This window comes from Neoroseomonas eburnea, assembly GCF_018129005.1.
Taxonomy (GTDB): Bacteria; Pseudomonadota; Alphaproteobacteria; order Acetobacterales; family Acetobacteraceae; genus Neoroseomonas; species Neoroseomonas eburnea.
The window spans coordinates 1-20705 of sequence record NZ_JAAEDL010000020.1 but is presented as its reverse complement, the minus strand read 5'-3'; the positions used below and the strand labels follow the sequence as shown (position 1 = coordinate 20705).

18 protein-coding genes are annotated in these 20705 nt (G+C 70.5%); 8 read left to right on the top strand and 10 right to left on the bottom strand.

Annotated features, from left to right (window positions below; all coding sequences use genetic code 11):
* Positions 1 to 20 precede the first annotated feature (20 nt).
* Positions 21 to 908 (top strand): LysR family transcriptional regulator, encoded by an 888-nt coding sequence (locus GXW74_RS18665; protein ID WP_211848055.1) that lies wholly within the window; start codon positions 21 to 23, stop codon positions 906 to 908.
* 169 nt (positions 909 to 1077) lie between these two features.
* On the opposite strand, the gene GXW74_RS18660 is transcribed toward GXW74_RS18665, so the two are convergent.
* On the bottom strand, positions 1078 to 1368 hold the full coding sequence (locus tag GXW74_RS18660) for a hypothetical protein (RefSeq protein ID WP_211848054.1): 291 nt from the start codon (positions 1366 to 1368) through the stop codon (positions 1078 to 1080).
* Positions 1369 to 2098: 730 nt separating this feature from the next.
* Positions 2099 to 3292, bottom strand: a complete 1194-nt coding sequence (locus tag GXW74_RS18655; RefSeq protein WP_211848053.1) for an aminotransferase — start codon at positions 3290 to 3292, stop codon at positions 2099 to 2101.
* Between the two features lie 355 nt (positions 3293 to 3647).
* Here GXW74_RS18655 and GXW74_RS18650 point away from each other — a divergent pair, with 355 nt between their 5' ends.
* The 3 genes from GXW74_RS18650 to GXW74_RS18640 all read left to right on the top strand — a co-directional run bounded on the left by GXW74_RS18650 (position 3648) and on the right by GXW74_RS18640 (position 6381).
* Positions 3648 to 3986, top strand: coding sequence for a P-II family nitrogen regulator (locus GXW74_RS18650; protein ID WP_211848052.1), 339 nt, complete (start codon positions 3648 to 3650; stop codon positions 3984 to 3986).
* A 208-nt stretch (positions 3987 to 4194) separates the two neighbouring features.
* Positions 4195 to 5637, top strand: coding sequence for a type I glutamate--ammonia ligase (gene glnA / locus GXW74_RS18645; protein WP_211848051.1), 1443 nt, complete (start codon positions 4195 to 4197; stop codon positions 5635 to 5637).
* Positions 5638 to 5850: 213 nt separating this feature from the next.
* Complete coding sequence (locus tag GXW74_RS18640) at positions 5851 to 6381, top strand: DUF6973 domain-containing protein (RefSeq protein WP_211848050.1); 531 nt, start codon at positions 5851 to 5853, stop codon at positions 6379 to 6381.
* A gap of 135 nt (positions 6382 to 6516) precedes the next feature.
* On the opposite strand, the gene GXW74_RS18635 is transcribed toward GXW74_RS18640, so the two are convergent.
* Positions 6517 to 7671 (bottom strand): aminotransferase class V-fold PLP-dependent enzyme, encoded by a 1155-nt coding sequence (locus GXW74_RS18635; RefSeq protein WP_211848049.1) that lies wholly within the window; start codon positions 7669 to 7671, stop codon positions 6517 to 6519.
* A 129-nt stretch (positions 7672 to 7800) separates the two neighbouring features.
* On the opposite strand from GXW74_RS18635, the gene GXW74_RS18630 reads away from it, so the two are divergent.
* On the top strand, positions 7801 to 9087 hold the full coding sequence (locus GXW74_RS18630; RefSeq protein WP_246523652.1) for an NCS2 family permease: 1287 nt from the start codon (positions 7801 to 7803) through the stop codon (positions 9085 to 9087).
* Between the two features lie 82 nt (positions 9088 to 9169).
* Here GXW74_RS18630 and parE read toward each other — a convergent pair whose 3' ends face one another.
* The 6 genes from parE to GXW74_RS18600 all read right to left on the bottom strand — a co-directional run bounded on the left by parE (position 9170) and on the right by GXW74_RS18600 (position 15751).
* The gene (parE, locus tag GXW74_RS18625; RefSeq protein ID WP_211848048.1) at positions 9170 to 11152 is read right to left on the bottom strand and encodes a DNA topoisomerase IV subunit B; all 1983 of its coding nucleotides are present in this window, start codon (positions 11150 to 11152) and stop codon (positions 9170 to 9172) included.
* A 214-nt stretch (positions 11153 to 11366) separates the two neighbouring features.
* Complete coding sequence (locus GXW74_RS18620) at positions 11367 to 12182, bottom strand: SH3 domain-containing protein (RefSeq protein ID WP_211848047.1); 816 nt, start codon at positions 12180 to 12182, stop codon at positions 11367 to 11369.
* An 89-nt stretch (positions 12183 to 12271) separates the two neighbouring features.
* The gene (locus tag GXW74_RS18615; RefSeq protein ID WP_211848046.1) at positions 12272 to 12919 is read right to left on the bottom strand and encodes a putative adhesin; all 648 of its coding nucleotides are present in this window, start codon (positions 12917 to 12919) and stop codon (positions 12272 to 12274) included.
* 101 nt (positions 12920 to 13020) lie between these two features.
* On the bottom strand, positions 13021 to 13518 hold the full coding sequence (gene dps / locus GXW74_RS18610; RefSeq protein WP_211848045.1) for a DNA starvation/stationary phase protection protein Dps: 498 nt from the start codon (positions 13516 to 13518) through the stop codon (positions 13021 to 13023).
* 61 nt (positions 13519 to 13579) lie between these two features.
* Positions 13580 to 15166 carry an MFS transporter gene (locus GXW74_RS18605; RefSeq protein ID WP_246523650.1) on the bottom strand — a complete coding sequence of 529 codons (1587 nt, stop codon included), beginning with the start codon at positions 15164 to 15166 and terminating at the stop codon, positions 13580 to 13582.
* Between the two features lie 195 nt (positions 15167 to 15361).
* Positions 15362 to 15751: a PH domain-containing protein gene (locus GXW74_RS18600; protein WP_211848043.1), complete on the bottom strand. Its 390-nt coding sequence runs from the start codon at positions 15749 to 15751 to the stop codon at positions 15362 to 15364.
* A gap of 210 nt (positions 15752 to 15961) precedes the next feature.
* On the opposite strand from GXW74_RS18600, the gene GXW74_RS18595 reads away from it, so the two are divergent.
* A complete protein-coding gene (locus GXW74_RS18595) occupies positions 15962 to 16915 on the top strand; it encodes an ATP-grasp domain-containing protein (protein WP_211848042.1) in 954 nt (317 codons plus the stop codon).
* Between the two features lie 27 nt (positions 16916 to 16942).
* Positions 16943 to 18163, top strand: a complete 1221-nt coding sequence (locus GXW74_RS18590) for a YeeE/YedE family protein (protein ID WP_211848041.1) — start codon at positions 16943 to 16945, stop codon at positions 18161 to 18163.
* Positions 18164 to 18215: 52 nt separating this feature from the next.
* Here the strand turns inward: GXW74_RS18590 and GXW74_RS18585 are convergent, their stop codons facing one another.
* On the bottom strand, positions 18216 to 18914 hold the full coding sequence (locus GXW74_RS18585) for an alpha/beta fold hydrolase (protein WP_211848040.1): 699 nt from the start codon (positions 18912 to 18914) through the stop codon (positions 18216 to 18218).
* Positions 18915 to 19153: 239 nt separating this feature from the next.
* On the opposite strand from GXW74_RS18585, the gene GXW74_RS18580 reads away from it, so the two are divergent.
* Positions 19154 to 20705: DEAD/DEAH box helicase (locus tag GXW74_RS18580; protein WP_408903881.1), on the top strand; the 1552-nt coding region annotated here is incomplete at its 3' end.

Here is a 20705-nt window from a genome sequence, read left to right as displayed (position 1 = left end):
GAAGAACTGATCGGTTCCAAATGACGCTGCCGCACCTTCCCCTCAATGCCCTGCGCGCTTTCGAAGCCGCGGCAAGGCATCTGAGCCTGACGCGCGCCGGGCTGGAGCTGCGCGTGACCCAGGCCGCGGTCAGCCAGCAGGTGAAGGGCCTTGAGGAAATCTTGGGAGTCACGCTGTTCCGGCGGCTCCCGCGCGGGCTGGCGCTCACCGAGGAAGGGGAGGCGCTCCTTCCCGTGCTGACCGATGCCTTCCGGCGCATCGCCGGCACGCTGGATCGCTTCCGCGGCGGCAGACTGCAGGAGGTGCTGACGCTCGGCGCCGTCGGCACCTTCGTCACCGGCTGGCTGCTGCCGCGGCTGCCGGAATTCCGTGCCGCGCATCCCTTCGTGGACCTGCGGCTGATGACCAACAACAACCGCGTGGACCTGGCCGGCGAAGGGCTGGACGGCGCCATCCGCTTCGGCGACGGCGCCTGGCACGGCACCGAGGCGACGCGGCTCTTCGCCGCCCCGCTGTCGCCGCTCTGTGCAGCCCATCTTGCACACCGGCTGCGGCAGCCCTCGGACCTGATGGGGGAGACACTGCTGCGGTCCTACCGCACCGACGAATGGGAACGCTGGTTCGCCGCCGCCGGCCTGCCGGCGCCGAACATCCGCGGCTTCGTCTTCGATTCCTCGCTGACCATGGCCGAGGCCGCGGCACAGGGGGCCGGGGTCGCGCTGCTGCCGGCACGGATGTTCGGGCGAGACCTGCGCGAAGGCCGGCTGGTGCGGCCCTTCGCCGAGGAGGTGACGCTCGGCGCATATTGGCTGACGCGATTGCGGTCGCGCACGGAGACCGAAGCCATGGCGGCCTTCCGCGCCTGGCTGGTGGCGCAGGCGAAGACCGACGCCGGAGGGTCCATCTGATACCGGCCAGGCTTTCGGCCGGCTTGGCATCGGAGTCCCGGCTTCGCGGGCGGTCGCCCGGCCGGCCGTGCGAACGTCAAGGGCCGGGCGCCGTCGCGCCCGGCCCTTCGTCAAGCCGCAGGGCTCACATGTCGCGTCCGGCCGCTCCCCCAAGCGACCGGCGCGCTCCTCACATGTCCTGCGACTTGTAGATGCTGAGGGCGCCCAGGAGAGTCGTCAGGGCGCCGCAGGCGACGAGGTAGACGCTGATGGTCTGCGCCTCGGCTGCCGGCAGGCCACCCGGCAGCGCGAACAGCCAGACCACGTTGCCGTAGGCGAGCCAGGCCCCGGCCCCGATGGCGCTGAGGCCGATGAGGATGGCGATCACGCCGAGCGCGATCGCGAGTCCCCCCTCCGGCGTCCCGCCCCGGCGGTAGATCGCCTCGATACTCCGCCGGTCGAAGGTTCCCGTATCCGACATGATGCCTACCCCCGATGCAATCACCGGGCGTAGCTAATCACAGCAGTTCTCCCGTTTGCAATCAGTTAAAAAATCTCAAAAATGATCCCTATGGCATCACCCACCACGGATTGCGGGCATTCCGCCACCACCCCCACAAGTATTGGATTAACGCAAAATTAACGAATTTCCGCCGCTTTCACGGCGCGAAGGACACAGGAGCGTCATCACGATTCGGCCGCCCGGCGATCGCGCTGCGCGGTGGGGCGATCAGCTTCTGCGGGTACCCCGGCGGCCGCCGCTACCGCCGCGGCAGCACAGCCGATGGTCAACCATCCGGGGTCGCGGCGCGACGGCCCCCCAGCGCATGACCCAGGGTTGCAGCGGCCCCGTCCCGGCAACCGGCCCCGGCCGCATGATACGAGCGGCACGAGTTCTTGACTCGTGCCGAAGCCGCGACGGGCACCCGGTCACCTTGCCTTGCGAGGTGACCGGGGATCCGGAATCCGGCCCGCCGGCGCTCCGGCGACGCCAGGCAGACCGGAGGCTTGCGCCCGGCGCCCGGGGGCACGAAGCGGCCGATGCCAGCGGTCGCGAATAGCGGCCGTTGGTATGAGAGCAGACCCCGATCGGCCGGAATCACCCGATCGGGTGACGATGCCCGCGGAAACAGGAGGTTGGAGTGGTTGCCGTGAGCCGAGGCGCACGGCAGCCGCTCCAGGCGCGCGCCAGCGCCGAGCGGCGCCGCGGCTCAGCCGGCCGCGGCGCGCGGCGCCGTGCCGCGCGACACCAGCCAGGCCTCCATCCGGGCGAGCGCCTCGTCCAGCAGCGCGTCGCCCTTGCAGAAGGCGAAGCGCGCATAGTGGTTGGGCGCTCCCTCGCTGGCGTAGAAGGCGGTCACGGGAATGGCGGTGACCTTCGCCTCCTCGGTCAGGGTGCGGCAGAAGGAGACGTCGTCCCCGTTCCAGCCCAGCGGCCGGACGTCGGTGGTGATGAAGTAGGTACCCTGCGTCTGCAGCACGCCGAAGCCCAGGCGCGCGAGGCCGGAGGCGAGCCGGTCGCGCTTCTGCTGCAGGTGGGACGACAACCCGGCGAAATAGGCATCGTCCTTCGCCAGCCCCACCGCGACCGCGCGCTGCAGGTTGGGCGGCGTGGTGAAGGTCAGGTTCTGGTGCGCCTTGGCGATGTTCGGCGCGAGGGCCTTGTCGCAGGTGATGTAGCCGACCTTCCAGCCGGTGAGCGAAAACGTCTTGCCGGCGCTGCCGATGCGCATGCAGCGCTCGCGCATCCCTGGCAGCGTCATCAGCGGGATGTGCTTCCAGCCGTCGAAGGTCAGGTGCTCATAGACCTCGTCGCAGATCGCGTAGCAGTCGTGGCGGGCGACCAGGTCGGCGATGAAGGCGAGCTCGGCCGCGGTGAACACCTTGCCGGTCGGGTTCATCGGCGTGTTGAACAGGATCGCCTTGGTCTTCGGCCCGAAGGCGGCGGCGAGCTCGGCGCGCGGCAGCTCCCAGTTCGGCGGGGAGAGGCGCACCAGCTTCGGCACGGCGCCGAGCAGCTTCACCACCGGCAGGTAGGTGTCGTACAGCGGCTCGATCAGCACGCATTCATCGCCGGGGTTGAGCACGGCCATGAGGCAGGCGGTGATCGCCTCGGTGGCGCCGGAGGTGACGACCACCTCGGCATTCGCATCGACATCGAGCCCGTAGAAGCGCTTGTTGTGCGCGGCGACGGCGCTGCGCAGCTCGGGCACGCCGGTCATGGGCGGATATTGGTTGCGGCCGTCGAGCAGCGCCTCCGCGGCGGCGCGGACCACGTCCTCCGGCCCGTCATAGTCCGGGAAGCCCTGGCCGAGATTGATCGCCTGGTGCTGGTTGGCCAGCGCCGACATGACGGTGAAGATCGTGGTGCCGGTGGCGGAGAGGAGAGCGTTCTGCGGCTGCATCGGCCGTGGCCCGTTGTCCTGCTGGAGTGGTTCGGCCTGGCATCGCTGACCGATATCGCGGGAGCGGGTTATGAGGCCGGTTGGAAGGACCGGCAACCCGTTTGCTGTCATGATCGCTTAATTTGCAGGCATATTTCCTGGGCATTTTGCTTAAATTTTCGCCAACCACCTGTCTGTCATTCGGATTTTCCCGTCCCTCCCGTGATTGCTGCCCCGGCATGCTGCGTGCAATACCCGCGCAGCGTGGGGCGACCTCTTTCCGCGCGCGCCGAACACGGGCAACAACGGACCGGGCAAGGAAACCGGGGGGAAGGCCGCAGCGCCGCGAGGCGCGAGGGCCGCTGGACAGGAGCCGATGAAGAAGATCGAGGCCATCATCAAGCCGTTCAAGCTCGACGAGGTGAAGGACGCGCTGCACGAGATCGGGCTGCAGGGTCTGACCGTGATCGAGGCGAAGGGATTCGGCCGCCAGAAGGGGCATACGGAACTCTATCGCGGCGCCGAATACGTCGTGGATTTCCTGCCGAAGGTGAAGATCGAGGTCGTCTGCAGCGATGACATGCTCGACCGCGCCGTGGAGGCCATCCAGGCCGCCGCGCGCACCGGGCGCATCGGCGATGGCAAGATCTTCGTCTCCGACATCGGCGAGGTGATCCGCATCCGCACCGGCGAACGCGGCGAGGACGCCGTCTAGGCGGGGGGTTTTCCGCCCGCCCTTCTCATCGGCGGAAGGGCGGACGGGGTCCGGCAGGGGCGCCCTCGGCGCCCGCCGGGCCGGAACAGCCGGGGGTTGGCCCGACCAGGGCCGCCCCCCGGTGCCGGGTCGCGCCGCGGGGCACCGAAGCCGCGGCGCGAGATCGAGGTTTCGGGGAATTCGCAGTCAGGGAACAGGACCGCACATCATGGCCAAGAAGCCCGCCGCCGCCGCCGGAGGTGGCTCCGCCGTCTCCAAGGTGATGGAGATGATCAAGGAGCACAGCGTCGAGTACGTGGACTTCCGCTTCACGGACCCGCGCGGCAAGTGGCAGCACACCGCCCAGCACGTCTCGACGATCGAGCCCGAGATCTTCGAGGAAGGCATCATGTTCGACGGCTCGTCCATCGCCGGCTGGAAGGCGATCAACGAGTCCGACATGATCCTGATGCCGGACGCGACGACGGCGGTGATGGATCCCTTCTCGGCCAAGCCGCAGATGATCCTGTTCTGCGACATCTACGAGCCGTCCACCGGCCAGCGCTACAACCGCGACCCCCGCGGCACGGCGAAGAAGGCCGAGGAATACCTGAAGTCCACCGGCATCGGTGACACCGCCTACTTCGGCCCCGAGGCCGAGTTCTTCGTGTTCGACAGCGTGAAGTTCGGCACCGGCGGCACCTACGGCATCTTCGAGCTCGACAGCATCGAGGGCCCGAAGGCCAGCCTGAAGGACTATCCGGAAGGCAACATGGGCCACCGCCCCGTGGTGAAGGGCGGCTACTTCCCCGTCCCGCCGGTGGACAGCGAGCAGGATCTCCGCGCCGAGATGCTCTCGACCATGGGCGAGATGGGCCTGCCGATCGAGAAGCACCACCATGAGGTGGCGCAGTCGCAGCACGAGCTCGGCACCAAGTTCGGCCCGCTGGTGCAGCAGGCCGACTTCATGCAGATCTACAAGTACTGCGTGCACAATGTCGCCCACAGCTACGGCAAGACGGCGACCTTCATGCCGAAGCCGGTCTATGGCGACAACGGCTCGGGCATGCACGTGCACCAGTCGATCTGGAAGGCCGGCAAGCCGGTGTTCGCCGGCAACGGCTACGCCGACCTGTCCGAGACGGCGCTCTACTACATCGGCGGCATCATCAAGCACGCCAAGGCGCTGAACGCCTTCACCAACCCGCTGACCAATTCCTACAAGCGGCTGATCCCGGGCTTCGAGGCTCCGGTGCTGCTCGCCTACTCGGCGCGCAACCGCTCCGCCTCCTGCCGCATCCCCTACGCGACGTCCCCGAAGGCGAAGCGCGTCGAGGTGCGCTTCCCGGATCCGGGCGCGAACCCGTACCTGGCCTTCGCCGCCATGCTCATGGCCGGCCTCGATGGCATCAAGAACAAGATCCATCCGGGCGACGCCATGGACAAGGACCTCTACGACCTGCCGCCGGAGGAGCTGAAGGGCATCCCGACGGTGTGCGGCTCGCTGCGCGAGGCGCTGCAGTCCCTCGCCGCCGACCACGAGTTCCTGCTCGCCGGCGACGTCTTCTCGAAGGACCAGATCGAATCCTACATCGAGCTGAAGTGGACCGAGGTGTACAAGTTCGAGCACACCCCGCATCCGGTCGAGTTCGAGATGTACTACTCGGTCTGATCCTTCAAGGACCGGACGAAAACGGGGGCTCCGCGCATCGCGCGGGGCCCTTTCCTTTTCCGCGAGGCGGATGTGACGCAGGTCGCAGCTCGACACGCAGCCGTGAAGGTCTTCGTGGCAGAGGCTCCGAGCCTGCCCTAGTCACCGATCGGCCGCCTTGGCCGCGCAGTGTCGTCTTCCCCGGGCGGGACGACGCATCGGGAGAGCTACGACATGTCCTTCATGGATGATCTGATCGAGGCCGCGAACGGCCTGCTGCGCCACGCCGGCACCAATGCCCACGAGGCCGGCGCCATCGTGCTGAACGCCACCTCGCTGCCGAAGCTGCTGGCGGCAAGGAAGGAGGCGCTGCGCTGGTCGCGCAACGTCTCCTACGCCTTCACCGCCGAGATGGACGAGGAGGAGGCCGAGGAGACCGCCAGCGCATCCCGCAACGCGGGGCCGGCGGATGCGCTGCGGCACTGCTACCTCTCCGCCATGCTCGGCCGCGACCTCGGCTACGAGGATGCGCTGCTGGTGCTGACCACCCACGAGATGAACGCGGAATGGGGCTCGCCGGCGTCCCGGATGGATCTCTTCAACAACGCGATCGGGATCGAGATCGGCGTGCGCAGCAAGACCGCCTCCGACGGAGACCTGCAGGAGGCGACGATGAACGCCTTCCTGCAGGGGCGGCTGCGCGTGGTGGACAAGGCCAACGGCAACGTGCTGGTGCCGACGAAGTCGCTGACCTTCGGGCGGTGATCCCGAGGGGGCGCCGCCCCCTCGAACTCCCCCGCCAGGGGACTGCGGTCCCCTGGACCCGCGGTGACTCGAGTCACGGTTTCCGAAGGCCCTTTGGCCTTTGGCGGGGAGAGTCCGAGAGGGGCAGCGCCCCTCTCAGGCCGCCTGCCGCAGTTCCGCGCGGAACGCCGCGACGAAGCGGTCCACATCCTCCTCGTCATTGTAGACATGCGGGCTGATCCGCAGCCGCCCGAGGCGCGGCGCGGCATAGGCGCCACGTGCGGCGAGGCGTTCGATCAGGCCGGCCGGCATGCCGCCGGGGAAGGCAACGCAGAGGACATGCGGCGCCCGCAGGTCCCGTCGCGGCAGGATCGCGCCGGCGGCGGCGAGCCCATCCTCGAGCCGCGCGGTCAGCATGGCGCAGCGTTCGGCGATCGCGGCATGGCCCCAGGACGCCATCAGTTCCATGCCCGCCGCGGCCATCTCAAGACCGACGAAATGGTCGCGCTCGCCCATGTCGAAGCGACGCGCGGTCGGCGCGTAGGAGAGATCGGCGAGATACGGCACGCGATCGTTCTGCACGCCGCGCCGCCCGAAGCCGGTCTGTTCCAGCGGCACGCCATCCTGGTGGCGCTTCGCGATGTAGATGAAGGCGCGGCCATAGGGGCCGAGCACCCATTTGTAGGTCGGGAAGATCAGGAAGTCGGGATCGATGCGCGCCACGTCGAGATCCATCATCCCCGCGCCATGCGTCGCATCGATCAGCAGCGCCGCGCCCTTCGCCCTCAGTGCCGCCGCGATGCGGTCCATGTCGAGCACCGCGCCATCCGACCAGTGCAGGTTGGAGACGGAGGCGATCGAGACCGGCGCGCCGGGGCGCGCGACCGCCTCCTCGACCGCCGCGGTCCAGTCGCCGTCGGCCGGGCGCCTCACCGTGTCCACCGTGAAGCCCTGCGACGGGGCGCGCTGCATCCATTCGAGCACCGGGGAGGAATGGTCGTCCTCGAAGACCAGGACGCGACTGCCCGCGGGCGGGGCGAAGATCTTCCCCGCCACGGCGACGCCGTAGGAGACGGAAGGGATCACCGCGACATCCTCGGCCGCGGCGCCGATCAGCGCGGCGGCGGCAGCGCGGCTGCGTTCGATGACGCGAGCCGGCAGCGCGGGGTCGATCTCCCAGGGCCGTCCCTTGCGCGCGACGCCGAGCCGCCCGGCTTCCTGCACCGCGAGCGGCAGCGGAGACCAGGCGGCCGCGTTGAGGTAGGCAACGTCGCGCGGGATGTCGAACAGGGCGCGCTGGGACGGCAGCATGGCGGGTCTCCTGTGGGGCTCGGCGCGCAGCCTAGGGCGAAATCGCCGCGGCGAAAGGGGGTGCGGCCGCGCGCGCGACTCGCGCGGCGCCCGCTATCGTCCTCCGGCCCAGCCCCGGAGGACCCGACCTTGGACCGCTTCTTCTCGCTCACCGCGCGCGGGACGGATCCGCGCACGGAGATGCTCGCCGGCCTCTCCACCTTCCTGACCATGGCCTACATCATCGTCGTGAACCCCTCGATCATGGCGGCGGCGGGGATCGACCCGGGCGCCGCCTTCGTCGCCACCTGCCTTGCCGCGGCGATCGGGTCGATGCTGATGGGACTGATCGCGAACTTCCCCATCGCGCTGGCGCCGGGGATGGGGCTGAACGCCTATTTCGCCTTCGCGGTCGTCCAGGGCATGGGGGTGCCCTGGCAGGTGGCGCTCGGCGCGGTGTTCGTCTCGGGGCTGCTGTTCTTCGCCGTCTCGGTGCTGAAGGTCCGGGAATGGCTGGTGAACGGCATCCCGGTCTCGCTGAAGTTCGGCATCGCCGCGGGGATCGGCTTCTTTCTCGGGCTGATCGGGCTGAAGAACATGGGCCTGGTGGCGGCACATCCGGCAACGCTGGTGACACTCGGGCCGATCGCGCAGACCTCGACGCTGATCGCCTGCGCCGGCTTCCTGGTGATCGCGGGGCTGTCGGCGCGCGGCGTGCCCGGGGCCATCGTCATCGGCATCATCGCCACCGCGGCGGCGGGCATTCCCTTCGGGCTGACCAGCTTCCAGGGGATCGCGAGCCTGCCGCCTTCCCTGGCGCCGACCTTCCTGCAGCTCGACATCCCCGGCGCGCTCGGGCTCGGCATCGCCGGGATCGTCTTCACCTTCTTCCTGGTCGATCTGCTCGACAACACCGGCACGCTGATCGGCACGGTCCATCGCGCGGGGCTGATGAACAAGGACGGCACGGTGCCGAACCTCGGCCGCGCGCTGATCGCGGATTCCACCGGCGCGATGTCGGGCGCGGTGCTCGGGACCTCCACGACCGTCAGCTACATCGAGAGCGCGGCGGGCATCCAGGCGGGTGGGCGCACCGGGCTGACCGCGGTGACGGTCGGCGTGCTGTTCCTGCTGGCGCTGTTCCTCGCCCCGCTCGCGACCTCGATCCCGGCCTTCGCCACGGCGCCGGCGCTGGTCTTCGTCGCCTGCCTGATGGCCAAGGCGCTGCAGGAGCTGAACTGGGAGGACGCGACCGAATACATGCCGGCGATCGTCACCGCGCTGGCGATGCCCTTCACCTTCTCGATCGCGACCGGGATCGGGCTCGGCTTCATCGCCTATGCGGGGGGCAAGACGCTGGCCGGGCGCCCGGGCGAGGTGCATGGGGCGGTGTGGCTGATCGCGGCGCTCTCGGCGGTGAAGTTCGCGCTGATCTGAATCCCCGCGCGCGGGGCCGGTGGGGCGGCCGCGCGCGAAACACAGGCCCCCGATACCAGGTCTGCCGAATGGCTGGCCGGTCTCAGGCGTCGAGCGCCTCGGCCTCCACCGACGCCGCGTTGTCCTGGATGAAGCGGAAGCGCAGCTCCGGCTTGCGGCCCATCAGCGCCTCCACCAGCTCCGAGGTGCGCGCGCGGTCCTCGGCGGGCAGGACCACGCGCAGAAGCGTGCGCTTCCTCGGGTCCATGGTGGTTTCCTTGAGCGAGGCGGGCGGCATCTCGCCGAGGCCCTTGAAGCGGCTGACCTCGACCTTCTGGTTGGCCTTGAAGCGCGCCTTCAGCACCCGCTCCCGGTCCGCGTCGTCCATCGCATAGACCGAGACGCCACCGGCCTGCAGGCGATAGAGCGGCGGCTGCGCGAGGAAGACACGGCCTTCCTTCACCAGCGCCGGCAGCTCCCGGTAGAAGAAGGTCATCAGCAGCGCGGCGATATGCGCGCCGTCCACATCGGCATCGGTCATGATGACGACGCGGCCGTAGCGCAGCCGCGCGATGTCGAACTTCTCCCCGACGCCGCAGCCCAGCGCCTCGATCAGGTCCTTCAGTTCCTGGTTCTGCCGCAGCTTCTCCGTGGACGCGCTGGCGACGTTCAGGATCTTGCCGCGCAGCGGCAGTACGGCCTGGGTCTCGCGGTCGCGCGCCTGCTTGGCGGAGCCGCCGGCGGAATCGCCCTCGACCAGGAACAGCTCCGTGCCCTCCGCGCTCTCCCGCGCGCAGTCGGCGAGCTTGCCGGGCAGGCGCAGCTTGCGCGTCGCGGATTTGCGCGGCGTGTCCTTCTCGGCGCGGCGGCGCAGCCGTTCCTCCGCGCGCTCGATGGCGAAGGCGAGCAGATTGTCGGCCGTCGCCGTGTCGCCCGCGAGCCAATGGTCGAAATGGTCGCGCAGGGCGGTCTCGACCAGGCGCGACGCCTCGGGGCTGGTCAGCTTGTCCTTGGTCTGCCCCTGGAACTGCGGCTCGCGGACGAAGACGCTGAGCATGCCGGCGAGGCCGCCGAGCAGATCCTCGGCGGTGACGCTCGCCGCGCGCTTCTCCTTCTTGAGCTCGCCATAGGCGCGCAGGCCCTTCACCAGCGCGGCGCGGAAGCCTGCTTCATGCGTGCCGCCCTGCGGCGTGGGGATGGTGTTGGCGTAGGTGTTGAGGAAGCCCTCGCCGCGCTCCACCCAGGTCGCCGCCCATTCGACGCGGCCGGCAGCCTCGGGGAAGTCCGCCTCGCCGGCCCAGGGGGCGGGCACGACGGTCGGCTGGCCCTCGATCGCGGAGGCCAGGAAGTCCTGCAGGCCGCCGGGGAAATGCAGCACCGCGCTCGCCGGCGTCTCGTCCCTGATCACCGACGGGTCGCAGGACCAGCGGATCTCGACCCCGCGGAAGAGATAGGCCTTGGACCGGCACAGCCGGTACAGCCGCGCCGCCTTGAATTCCTGCGCGCCGAAGATCTCGGGGTCGGGCCTGAAGCGGATCAGCGTGCCGCGGCGGTTCTGCACCGCGCCGGCATTCTTCAGCCTGGTGACCGGCTTGCCGCGCTCATAGGCCTGGGTGAACAGGGTGCGGTCGCGTGCGACCTCGACCTCCAGCCGCTCGGCGAGCGCATTGACGACCGAACTGCCCACGCCATGCAGGCCGCCCGAGGTGTCGTAGGCCTTGCCGGAGAACTTTCCGCCGGAATGCAGCGTCGTGAGGATGACCTCGAGCGCCGAGAGCTTCGGGAATTTCGGGTGCGGATCGACCGGGATGCCGCGGCCATTGTCGCGCACGGCGATCCAGTTGCCGGCCTCCAGCGTCACCTCGATGCGGTCGGCATGGCCCGCCACCGCCTCGTCCATGGCGTTGTCGATGATCTCGGCGGCCAGGTGATGGAGGGCGTTCTCGTCGGTGCCGCCGATATACATGCCGGGGCGACGGCGGACGGGCTCCAGCCCCTCCAGCACCTCGATGTCCTTGGCGGAATAGCCGTCGCTCTGCCCGGCGGCGCCCCTTCGCGCGCCGCCACGGCCGAACAGGTCGTTCATATCTTGTTCCCCTATGGCCGCTGAGAATACCGGCGGAAGCGGCGGGAAACAACGCAGGGGGCGAGTCGGGCGTCAAACCGGCCGAGGGGGCGTCGCCCCCTCGAACTCCCCCACCAGGGGACTGCGGTCCCCTGGACCCGCGGTGACTCACGTCACGGTTTCCAAAGGCCCTGCGGCCTTTGGCGGGGAGCGTTTGAGAGGGGCGGCGCCCCTCTCAACTCGCCAGTTCGAAGCCGGAAACCGCAGCCTCCCGCGCCAGCGCCAGGCTCTCGGCGAAATTGTCGCGCTTGGCGATGTTGCTCGCCACCAGCACGCGCACCTGCCCGCCACCGCCGGACACGACGGGAGCGGTGCGCTCGGCGATCTGGAAGGCGCCGGTCGGCGCGTAGCCCCGCAGGCCCCCCTGCCCTTCCACCAGCGCGAAGCCGGACTGCGCCGGGCGCACCGTCACCGCCTGGCCGGCGGCGACGCGGCCGATCTCCGGCGCCCCGGCCTCGGGCCGCAGGCGGAGCGGGACGGTCGCGGCCGCCACCACGCGCCGGGTCGCGCCGGTGTCCGCCCGCGCGCGCTGCGCCGCGGCGCGGCTGCCGGGGGCGGCGGCCTCCAGCGCGGGTTCCCGCTGCGTGGCTCGGCGTTCGAGGCCGTCGAGCACCGCCTGGGCGCGCGCGAGGTCGCGCTGCAGCCGTGCCCGCAACGCCGCCATGCGGGACTCCGCCGTGGGCCGCGGCACGCGGTTGGCGGCGAGCTCGGCACGGATGGTCCGCGCCTCGATCCAGCGGCAGTAGAGCAGCGCGTCGAACGCGATCTGCAGCGCGTCGAGATCGGCGTTCTCCTGCGCGAGCGTTCCCTCGATGCCGGTCGCCGGCGCGCCGCGGCCGAAATTGGTCGTTGTCCTGGGGCGCTGCCAGGTGGCACCGGACCCGGTCGCCGAGATCGGCCCGGCATCGGCGGCGGTGTCCGCCGCGAGCAGGGCGTCGCCGGCGCCGTTGAAGCTGCCGAGCTGGTTGCGGCAGCCATCGGCCAGGTCCATGCCGCTCCAGCCGGGGGCGGCGCAGCCGGAGGCCAGGAGAGCGAACGCCAGCGGCCCGGCCAGGATCCGTGACAGAGGCGGGAGTCGGGTCACGTGCTCCAGAAACCTTCGATGTCCCACGCCTCGTCGCCCGAATTCTCGTCGACGCGACAGAACAGGCAGTTGAAGGTCGTGATGCCGGGGGCGGCCCGCGTCACTTCCTCGATGCAGGCCTTCAGCGTGACGCCGGCGTGGAACCAGCGGTTGCGCACCGTCACCATGACGATGCCCATGTCGCCCGCCACCGCCTGGGTGCCGGCGTAGTCCATTTCCCATTGCGCCGCGTAGTCGGTATCGCCGCTGAGGTGGCGCCCCTGGTCCTTGGACAGGATGTAGTTCACGCACTCGTCGCCGCCCGTGTAGACGAGATCGGTCGCGGTCGGATGCGCCACCGGCTTGTGGTGGCGCAACTCCTGCGTCCCGGCGGCCAGGATGTAGCCGTGCGGCTGGTAGAAATTGACCGTCACGCCCCCCGGCACCCGGAAGGACTTGTTGTCGAAGAAGTAGTCGTCGTCGTCGGCGCCGCCATGGCCGGTGATGTAGCACTCCGTGGCCGAGGTCAGGTCACCGACGATATAGAAATTGGTGGTCGCATTCACCGGCGTGCCGCCGGAGGACCACTGCATGCTTGGCTGCTTGTGGATGTTGCCGCGGAGGTTCCGCCGCCACTTGCCGAAGACGGATCCGAGGCTGCCCACTCACACCTCCGTTGCGCAGACGGGCCGGAGCAGAGCACGTCAAGGCGGCGGCATCTACCATTGTCTTGCGCACCCTCTCCGCCCCCGCGGCGCGGCCCCGGTCAGTCGAGATGCGCCTCCAGCATCCACAGCGCCTTGTCGAGCGTGCGGGACAGCCCCGTCAGCAGGTCGGCGCTGTCGGCGTCCCCGGCCTCGCCGGTGGTGTCGATGCCGGCGCGCACCGTCTTGGCGAGCGCGGCATAGCGCCCGGCCAGCGCCTTCACGTGGTCCATGCCATCGCGCAGCTCGGCGGGATAGGCTTCGAGCCGGCTCTTCGCGCCGACGAGCTGCGTCGTCCCGTCCGGCGTGCCGCCGAGCTGGTTGATGCGTTCGGCGATGTCGTCCGTGGCCTCGCCGAGCTGGTCGTAGAACGTCTCGAACAGCGCATGCAGCGCCGCGAAATGCGGCCCGCGCACCGTCCAGTGCGCCATGCGCACCCCATTGGTCAGGTCGATCGTGTCGGCGAGCGTGGCATTCAGCAGCCCGACCGACACCTCCCGCACATTGGCGCCGAGGTCGTTGCGGGTGGTGTGCAGGCGGCCGGTCTTGGTCTTGGCCATGAGCATGCTCCTCTGTCTCGTTCCGGATCCATATGGGGTCGAGCGCCGGACAGGTAACCTTTCATGGTTCCACGGCGAGGTAGCGTGCCGCCTCCGGCGGGCCGCCGCCGATCTGGAAGGCCGCAGCGCGGGCGAGCACCGCGCGGTCCGCCGGGTCGAGCCGGCCGGCCTCACGCAGGTGCTCGGTCCAGGATTCGACCGACCAGAGTTCGATCCAGCGTTCGGGATGCGCCACGTCATCGAGCAGCACCCAGCCGACCGCTCCGCTGCGCAGCCGCACGCGCCGCGCTTCCCGCATCACGGCGAGGAAGTCTTCGCGGTCGGTCGGGTCCACCGTGTAGCGCACCACTTCCAGCACGCGGCCATTGTCGCCGGCCAGCACGGGGCCGAGTTCCGGCGCCGGCGCCTCCGGCCGCGGCATGGGCACGGCGGGCGCCTCGCGCACCGGCGCAAGATCGAGCCGCCAGCCGCGCACCGCGAAGGCGCAGACCCCGCTGGCGGCGGCGGCGAGCAGCAGCGCGAGCTCGACGCCGAACTGCGTCCCGGCCCAGCCCCAGAGCACCGCCCCGGCGGTCATCGCGCCGAAGAAGCAGAGCTGGTAGATGCCGATCGCGCGCGCCCGCACCCAGGCCGGGGTCGCGAACTGCGCCGCGGCCTGCAGCGTGCTCGCTGCCGCCAGCCAGCCGGCGCCGAACAGCAGCATCGCGACCGCCGCCGGCAGCCAGTGCCCCGACACGCCGAGCAATGCCAGCGCCACCGAGGAGACCAGCGAGAAGGCCAGCACCATGCTCCCGCGCGTCGGCAGGCGCGTGCGCAGCAAGGGCAAGGCGAAGCCCGTCCCCACCGCGCCGGCGCCCATCACGCCGAGCATCAGCCCGTAGGATTCGGGCCCGAGGCCGAGGCGCTGGCGCACCACCAGCGGCAGCAGCCCCCAGACCGCCGCGGTGAAGAAGAAGAACACGCAGGCGCGCAGGATGGCCGCGCGCATCGCCGGGCTGGCCGCGACGAAGCGCAGCCCGGCGCGCATGGCGCCGAGGAAATGCTCGGGCGGCAGCGGGCTGGCCGGCGCCTCGCGCTTCCAGAACAGCAGCGAGAGCAGCAGCACCAGGAAGCAGAAGGCGTTGAGCGCGAAGGCCGCCTCCGTCCCCGCCAGGCCGATCACGAAGCCGCCGATCGCCGGTCCCACGGCGCGCGAGAGGTTGAAGCCGATGCCGTTGAGCGCGATGGCCTGCACCAGGTCCTCGCGCGGCACGAGCTCCGGCGTGGTGGCGGCCCAGGCGGGGAAGTTCAGCGCATTCCCCATGCCGATGCAGAAGGTGAAGAACAGCAACCCCCAGGGGCCGAGCCACCCGGCCCAGGTCAGCACGGCCAGCGCCGAGGCCACCGTCAGCACCCAGGCCTGCGCGGCGATCAGGTACTGCCGCCGGTCGATGATGTCCGCCGCCGCCCCGGCCGGCAGGGCAAGCAGGAAGACCGGCAGCATCGACGCCGCCTGCACCAGGCTCACCATCACCGGGGAAGGGTCGAGGCCGGTCATCATCCAGCCCGCCCCGGTGTTCTGCACCCAGAGGCCGATATTGGCGGCGAGGTTCGCCCACCACAGCAGGCGGAACGCGGGGTGGCGAAGGGGCGCGAAGGCGAGGGACATCGCCCCAAGGTGGCAGAGGCGGCAATGCATCGGGAAGGGTGGATCGCTCGCCTGCCCGGTGAAGGTCGGGGGGAAGGGAACTTCCCCCCGAACCGCCCAACCTTTTTCGGTTCCTGGAGACCGACCGCCGAAGTCGGTTCCCAAGGGACAAAAGGAAGGGATGGGGGTGCGGGGGAAGGTCTCCTTCCCCCGCTCTCAATCGAGCGTCGTCGCCGGCCCCTTCGGCCGCGCCGTCTGGTTCCACAGCGTGCGGATCTTCTCGCTGACGCCGACCGGGTCGGCGACGCCGCGCAGCGCGTGTGATTCCTCCGTACGGCCTTCCATCGACTTGATCACGATGTCGCCGATGCCGACCAGGCGATGCCACAGGCTCTGCTTCACCACCACGTCGCGGATGCGGAAGATCTCGATGTCGTCGCGCACCTTGGTCCAGAAGCCCGAGGTGACGGTGATCCTCTCATTGGTGACGGTGATGCGCTGCCGCCCGAGGAAGGGCAGGCCCAGCATCAGCGTCGAGAGGACGAGCCAGAGCGGCCCGTAGGAGCGCTTCGTCTCCCGCGCTTCCAGGATGATCGATTCCGACATGCGGCTTCCCCTGAGACCCCGTGTGGATAGGGCGCGCCGCGCTGCGGGGCAACGGGGAAGGGCTTGGCGCGGCGTGGGGCCGCGCGAGGCAGGAAATCCCGATCAATTCCTCACGAAGAAAGAAAAATCTTTCTTTGAATGAGCACTTGCGGCGCTTCCATGGAAGCTATTTCTCTTTCGCTCTAAGACCCATCCCCGGAACCGGCCCGCATGCCCAAGATCCACGTCATCCACGAGAACGATGCCTGGCTGGCGCCGTTGCGCGCCGCCTTCGGCGCCATCCGCGCGCCCCATGAGGAATGGTTCCTCGACCGCGGCCTGCTCGACCTCACGAAGGCGCCGCCGGAGGGCGTCTTCTACAACCGCATGAGCGCCTCCTCCCACACGCGCGGCCACCACTACGCGCCGGAATACGCCGCGGCGGTGATCGAATGGCTGGAGCGGCATGGCCGGACGGTGGTGAACGGGCGCCGCGCGCTGCAGCTCGAGGTCTCGAAGGTCGCGCAGTACGAGGCGCTTGCCGCCTGGGGCATCCCGACGCCGCCGACCGTGGCGGTGGTGGGGGAGCAGCATATCCGCGAGGCCGCGGCGCGCATCGGCTACCCGCTCATCCTCAAGCACAACCGCGCCGGCAAGGGGCTCGGCGTGCAACTCGTCAGGAGCGCCGCCGCATTGGAGGAGGCGATCGCGCTCATCGCAGCCAGCGAGGACCCCTACGCCACTCCGCGCGACGGCATCTGGCTGGTGCAGCGCTACGTGGCCGCGCCCGAGCCCTTCATCACCCGCGCCGAATTCATCGGCGGCAGGTTCCTCTACGCCGTGCGCGTGGACACCTCCGAGGGCTTCGAGCTCTGCCCCGCGGATGCCTGCGCGATGCCCGAGGGCGCCGCCTGCCCCGCCGTCGCGCCGGGCGAGAAGTTCCGCATCGTCGAGGGCTTCGCCCATCCGCTGATCGCGCGCCTGGAAGCCTTCCTGACCACCAACGGCATCGGCGTCGGCGCGATCGAGTTCATCACCGACGCCGCCGGGGAGACCTTCGCCTACGACGTCAACACCAACACGAACTACAATGCCGAGGCCGAGAGGCGCGCCGGCGTCTCGGCGAGCCTGGCCGTGGCGCGATACCTGGCCTCGCTGCTGCCGCGCGCGGCGGCGGCGGCGTAACCCCCCCAACCCCAGCGAAGACACGCCATGTCGGATATCGCCGCCCCGCTGCAGGCTCCGCGCCTTGCCGCGCCTTCCCCCACGCTGGCCGTGGCGCTCGCGCTGCTCCTCGCCGGCACCTTCGCCGTGCAGCAGGCCGCCGGCGGCAGGCTCGCCGTGCTGTTCCTGCTCGGGGCGGCGCTCGGCCTCGTGCTCTACCACGCCTCCTTCGGCTTCACCGCGGCCTGGCGCGTCTTCGCCGCGGACCGTCGCGGGGCCGGGCTGCGGGCGCAGATGGCGATGCTCGCCTTCGCCGTGGTGCTGTTCTTTCCGGCCCTGGCGGCAGGCAGCCTGTTCGGGCAGCCGGTCGCGGGCTTCGTCTCGCCGGTCGGGCTGCACATCGTGGTGGGCGCCTTCCTGTTCGGGCTGGGGATGCAACTCGGCGGCGGCTGCGCCTCGGGCACGCTCTTCGCGCTCGGCGGCGGGTCGGTCCGCATGGCCGTGGTGCTGGCCTTCTTCATCGTCGGTTCCGTGGCCGGCGCGGCGCACCTGCCCTTCTGGGTCTCGCTCGCCAATGCCGGGCCGGTCTCCCTGATCGCGACCTTCGGTTTGTGGCCGGCGCTGACCGGGCACCTCGCGGTCTTCGCCGCCATCGCCGGGCTGACGGTGGTGCTGGAGCGGCGCCGCCACGGCGCGCTGGAACGCGCCGCCGAGCCGCCGCGGCGCGGCTGGGCGCGGCTGCTGCGCGGGCCTTGGCCGCTGATGGCCGGCGCGCTGGGGCTGGCGGTGCTCAATTTCGCGACGCTCGCCATCGCCGGGCGGCCCTGGGGCATCACCTCGGCCTTCGCGCTGTGGGGGTCGAAGGTGGCGGATGCGGCAGGCATGGACGTGGCCTTCTGGTCCTACTGGTCGAGCCCGGCGCAGCAGGCGGCGCTGGAGGGCAGCGTGCTGGCCGACATCACCTCGGTGATGGACATCGGCATCGTGGTCGGGGCCTTCCTCGCGGCGTCGCTGGCGGGGAAGATCCGGCCGGAATGGCGCATCCCGGCGCGTTCGCTGGCGGCCGCGGTGATCGGCGGGCTGCTGATGGGCTACGGCGCACGGCTCGCCTTCGGCTGCAACATCGGCGCCTATTTCAGCGGCATCGCCTCGGCCAGCCTGCATGCCTGGGTGTGGCTGCCCGCGGCCTTCCTCGGCAGCGCGGCCGGGACGCGGCTGCGGCCCCGGTTCGGCCTGGCGGTGGAGCGGACGCCGCGCGGGGCCTGCTGACGCGCAGCCGGCCCGTCGGGCGAGGACGGCGGGGCGTGCCCCGCCGCGATGCTCACGCCGTGAGCCAGGCGGCCATCGCGGCGTTGACCGCCTCGGGGGTCTCCATCGTCGGCAGGTGGCCGGCATCGGCGAAATGCCGCAGCCGGGCGCCGGGGATGGCGGCGGCCATCTCCTGGGCCAGGGCGGGCGGGGTCAGCGCGTCCTCGGCCCCCACGCCGACCAGGGTCGGCACCGCGATGCGCGCGAGGTCGGGCAGCGAATCGGGCCGGTGCATGATCGCCTCCTGCTGGCGCAGGAAGGCCTCCTTGCCGACCCGCTCCGCCATCTCCATCACCTCGGTCGCGAGCGGGCCATCCAGCCGCGAGGGGTGAATGAGCTGCGGCAGCAGCCGGGGCGTCACGCCACGGAACTGGCCCGACCGCGACAGCGAGATCAGCCCGCGCCGCCGGCGCGACTGCTCCGCCGTGTCGGCGCGCGCCGAGGTGTCGAGCAGACAGAGCCGCGTCACCCGCTCCGGCGCGCGGCGCATGATCTCGAGCGCGACGTAGCCGCCCATCGACAGGCCGGCCAGGGCGAAGGGACCCTCCACCGCGGCGAGGGCGCGCTCGGCCATGGCCCCGACGCGGTCGTCCAGCGTCAGGTCCGCGACGACCGTGCGGGTCAGCGGCGCGAGGGCCGCGGCCTGGTCGCGCCAGAGACGCGCGTCGCAGAGCAGGCCGGGCAGGAGCAGAAGGATCGGGCGATGCGTCATCCGCCGCCTGTAATCCGGCACGGGCAGGCCGTCCATGCGCCCGGCGCGGGCCGGGAAGGGCGGAAAACCTTGATCTTCGTGCGAAACCGGCGCATATCCGCCGCGCTCGTGGATTGGCGGGCCGGATCGCCGGCCCCGGAATGCGCGCCCCTCCGGGGTTCGGCCGCCCACCGCAACCCCTCTGGCGGCCCGGTATGCCGGGCCCATGGAAAAGAGCGACTTTGAACGATCTTCTCGCTATGGCCGCCCAGGCGACCGACGCGCCGGCTCAACCCGGCCCTGCCCCCGAAGCGGCCATCGCCGTCACCGGGGATGAAGCGGCTCCCGCGGCCGCCACCGAAGCGGCCCCGGCCGCGGCCGACGAAGCGGCCCCCGCCGCGGTCGATGACATGCCTCCCGCCGTCGCCGACGACACGGCCCGCGAAACCGGCGCCGCCGTCGACTCCGAAGACGCCGTCGAGGAAGAGGTCCCCGAATACACCGAGGAGGAGGAGGAACCGGAGCCCCAGCGCACCACCTTCGCCGACCTCGGCCTGTCGGACGAACTGCTCCGCGCCGTTTCCGAATCCGGCTACCTCCACCCGACGCCGATCCAGGAACAGGCGATCCCCTATGTGCTGATGGGGCGCGACGTGCTCGGCTGCGCGCAGACCGGCACCGGCAAGACGGCCTCCTTCGTGCTGCCGATGCTCGACATCCTGACCGGCAGCCGGGCCAAGGCGCGCATGCCGCGCAGCCTGATCCTGGAGCCGACGCGCGAGCTCGCGCTGCAGGTGGCCGAGAACTTCGAGAAGTACGGCAAGTACCTCAAGCTCAATCACGCCCTGCTGATCGGGGGCGAGAGCATGAGCGACCAGCGCGACGTGCTCGAGAAGGGCGTCGACGTGCTGATCGCGACGCCGGGCCGGCTGCTCGACCTGTTCGACCGCGGCCGCATCCTGATGGCGGATTGCAAGCTGCTGGTGATCGACGAGGCGGACCGCATGCTGGACATGGGGTTCATCCCCGATGTCGAGCGCATCGTCTCGCTGATCCCGAAGATGCGGCAGACGCTGTTCTTCAGCGCCACCATGGCGCCGGAGATCCGCCGCCTCGCCGATGCCTTCCTGTCCAACCCGAAGGAGATCACCGTCGCCCCGCCGGCTTCGGTCGCGACGACGATCACCACCGGCATCGCCTTCGTGCAGCCGCACGACAAGCGGGAGGCGCTGCGCCGCCTGATCCGTGTCGAGCAGGTGCAGAACGCGCTGATCTTCTGCAACCGGAAGATCGACGTCGACATCCTCTACAAGTCGCTGAAGAAGCACCGCTTCAGCGTCGGCGCGCTGCACGGGGACATGGACCAGTCCACCCGCTTCGCGACGCTGAATGCCTTCAAGGCGGGCGAGCTGCAGCTTCTGGTCTGCTCCGATGTCGCGGCGCGCGGCATCGACATCGGCGGGCTGAGCCACGTCTTCAACTTCGACGTGCCCTTCCGCGACGAGGACTATGTCCACCGCATCGGCCGCACCGGCCGCGCGGGGCGCGAAGGCCACGCCTACACCATCGCGACCGCCGATGACGCCAAGAACGTCGCGGCGATCGAGAAGCTGACCGGCAAGCCCATCCCGCGCATGGCGGTGGAAGGCCTCGACCCGGTCTCCGAGGAGGAGATCGAGGAGGCGCGCAACGCGCCGAAGGGTCGTGGCCGTGGCCGTGCCGCCGCGCCGGCCCGCGGCCGTGGCGGCGATCGGCGCGAGGGCGGACGGCGCGAGGGTGCCGCACGCCGCGAGGGACCGCCGCGCGACCGCG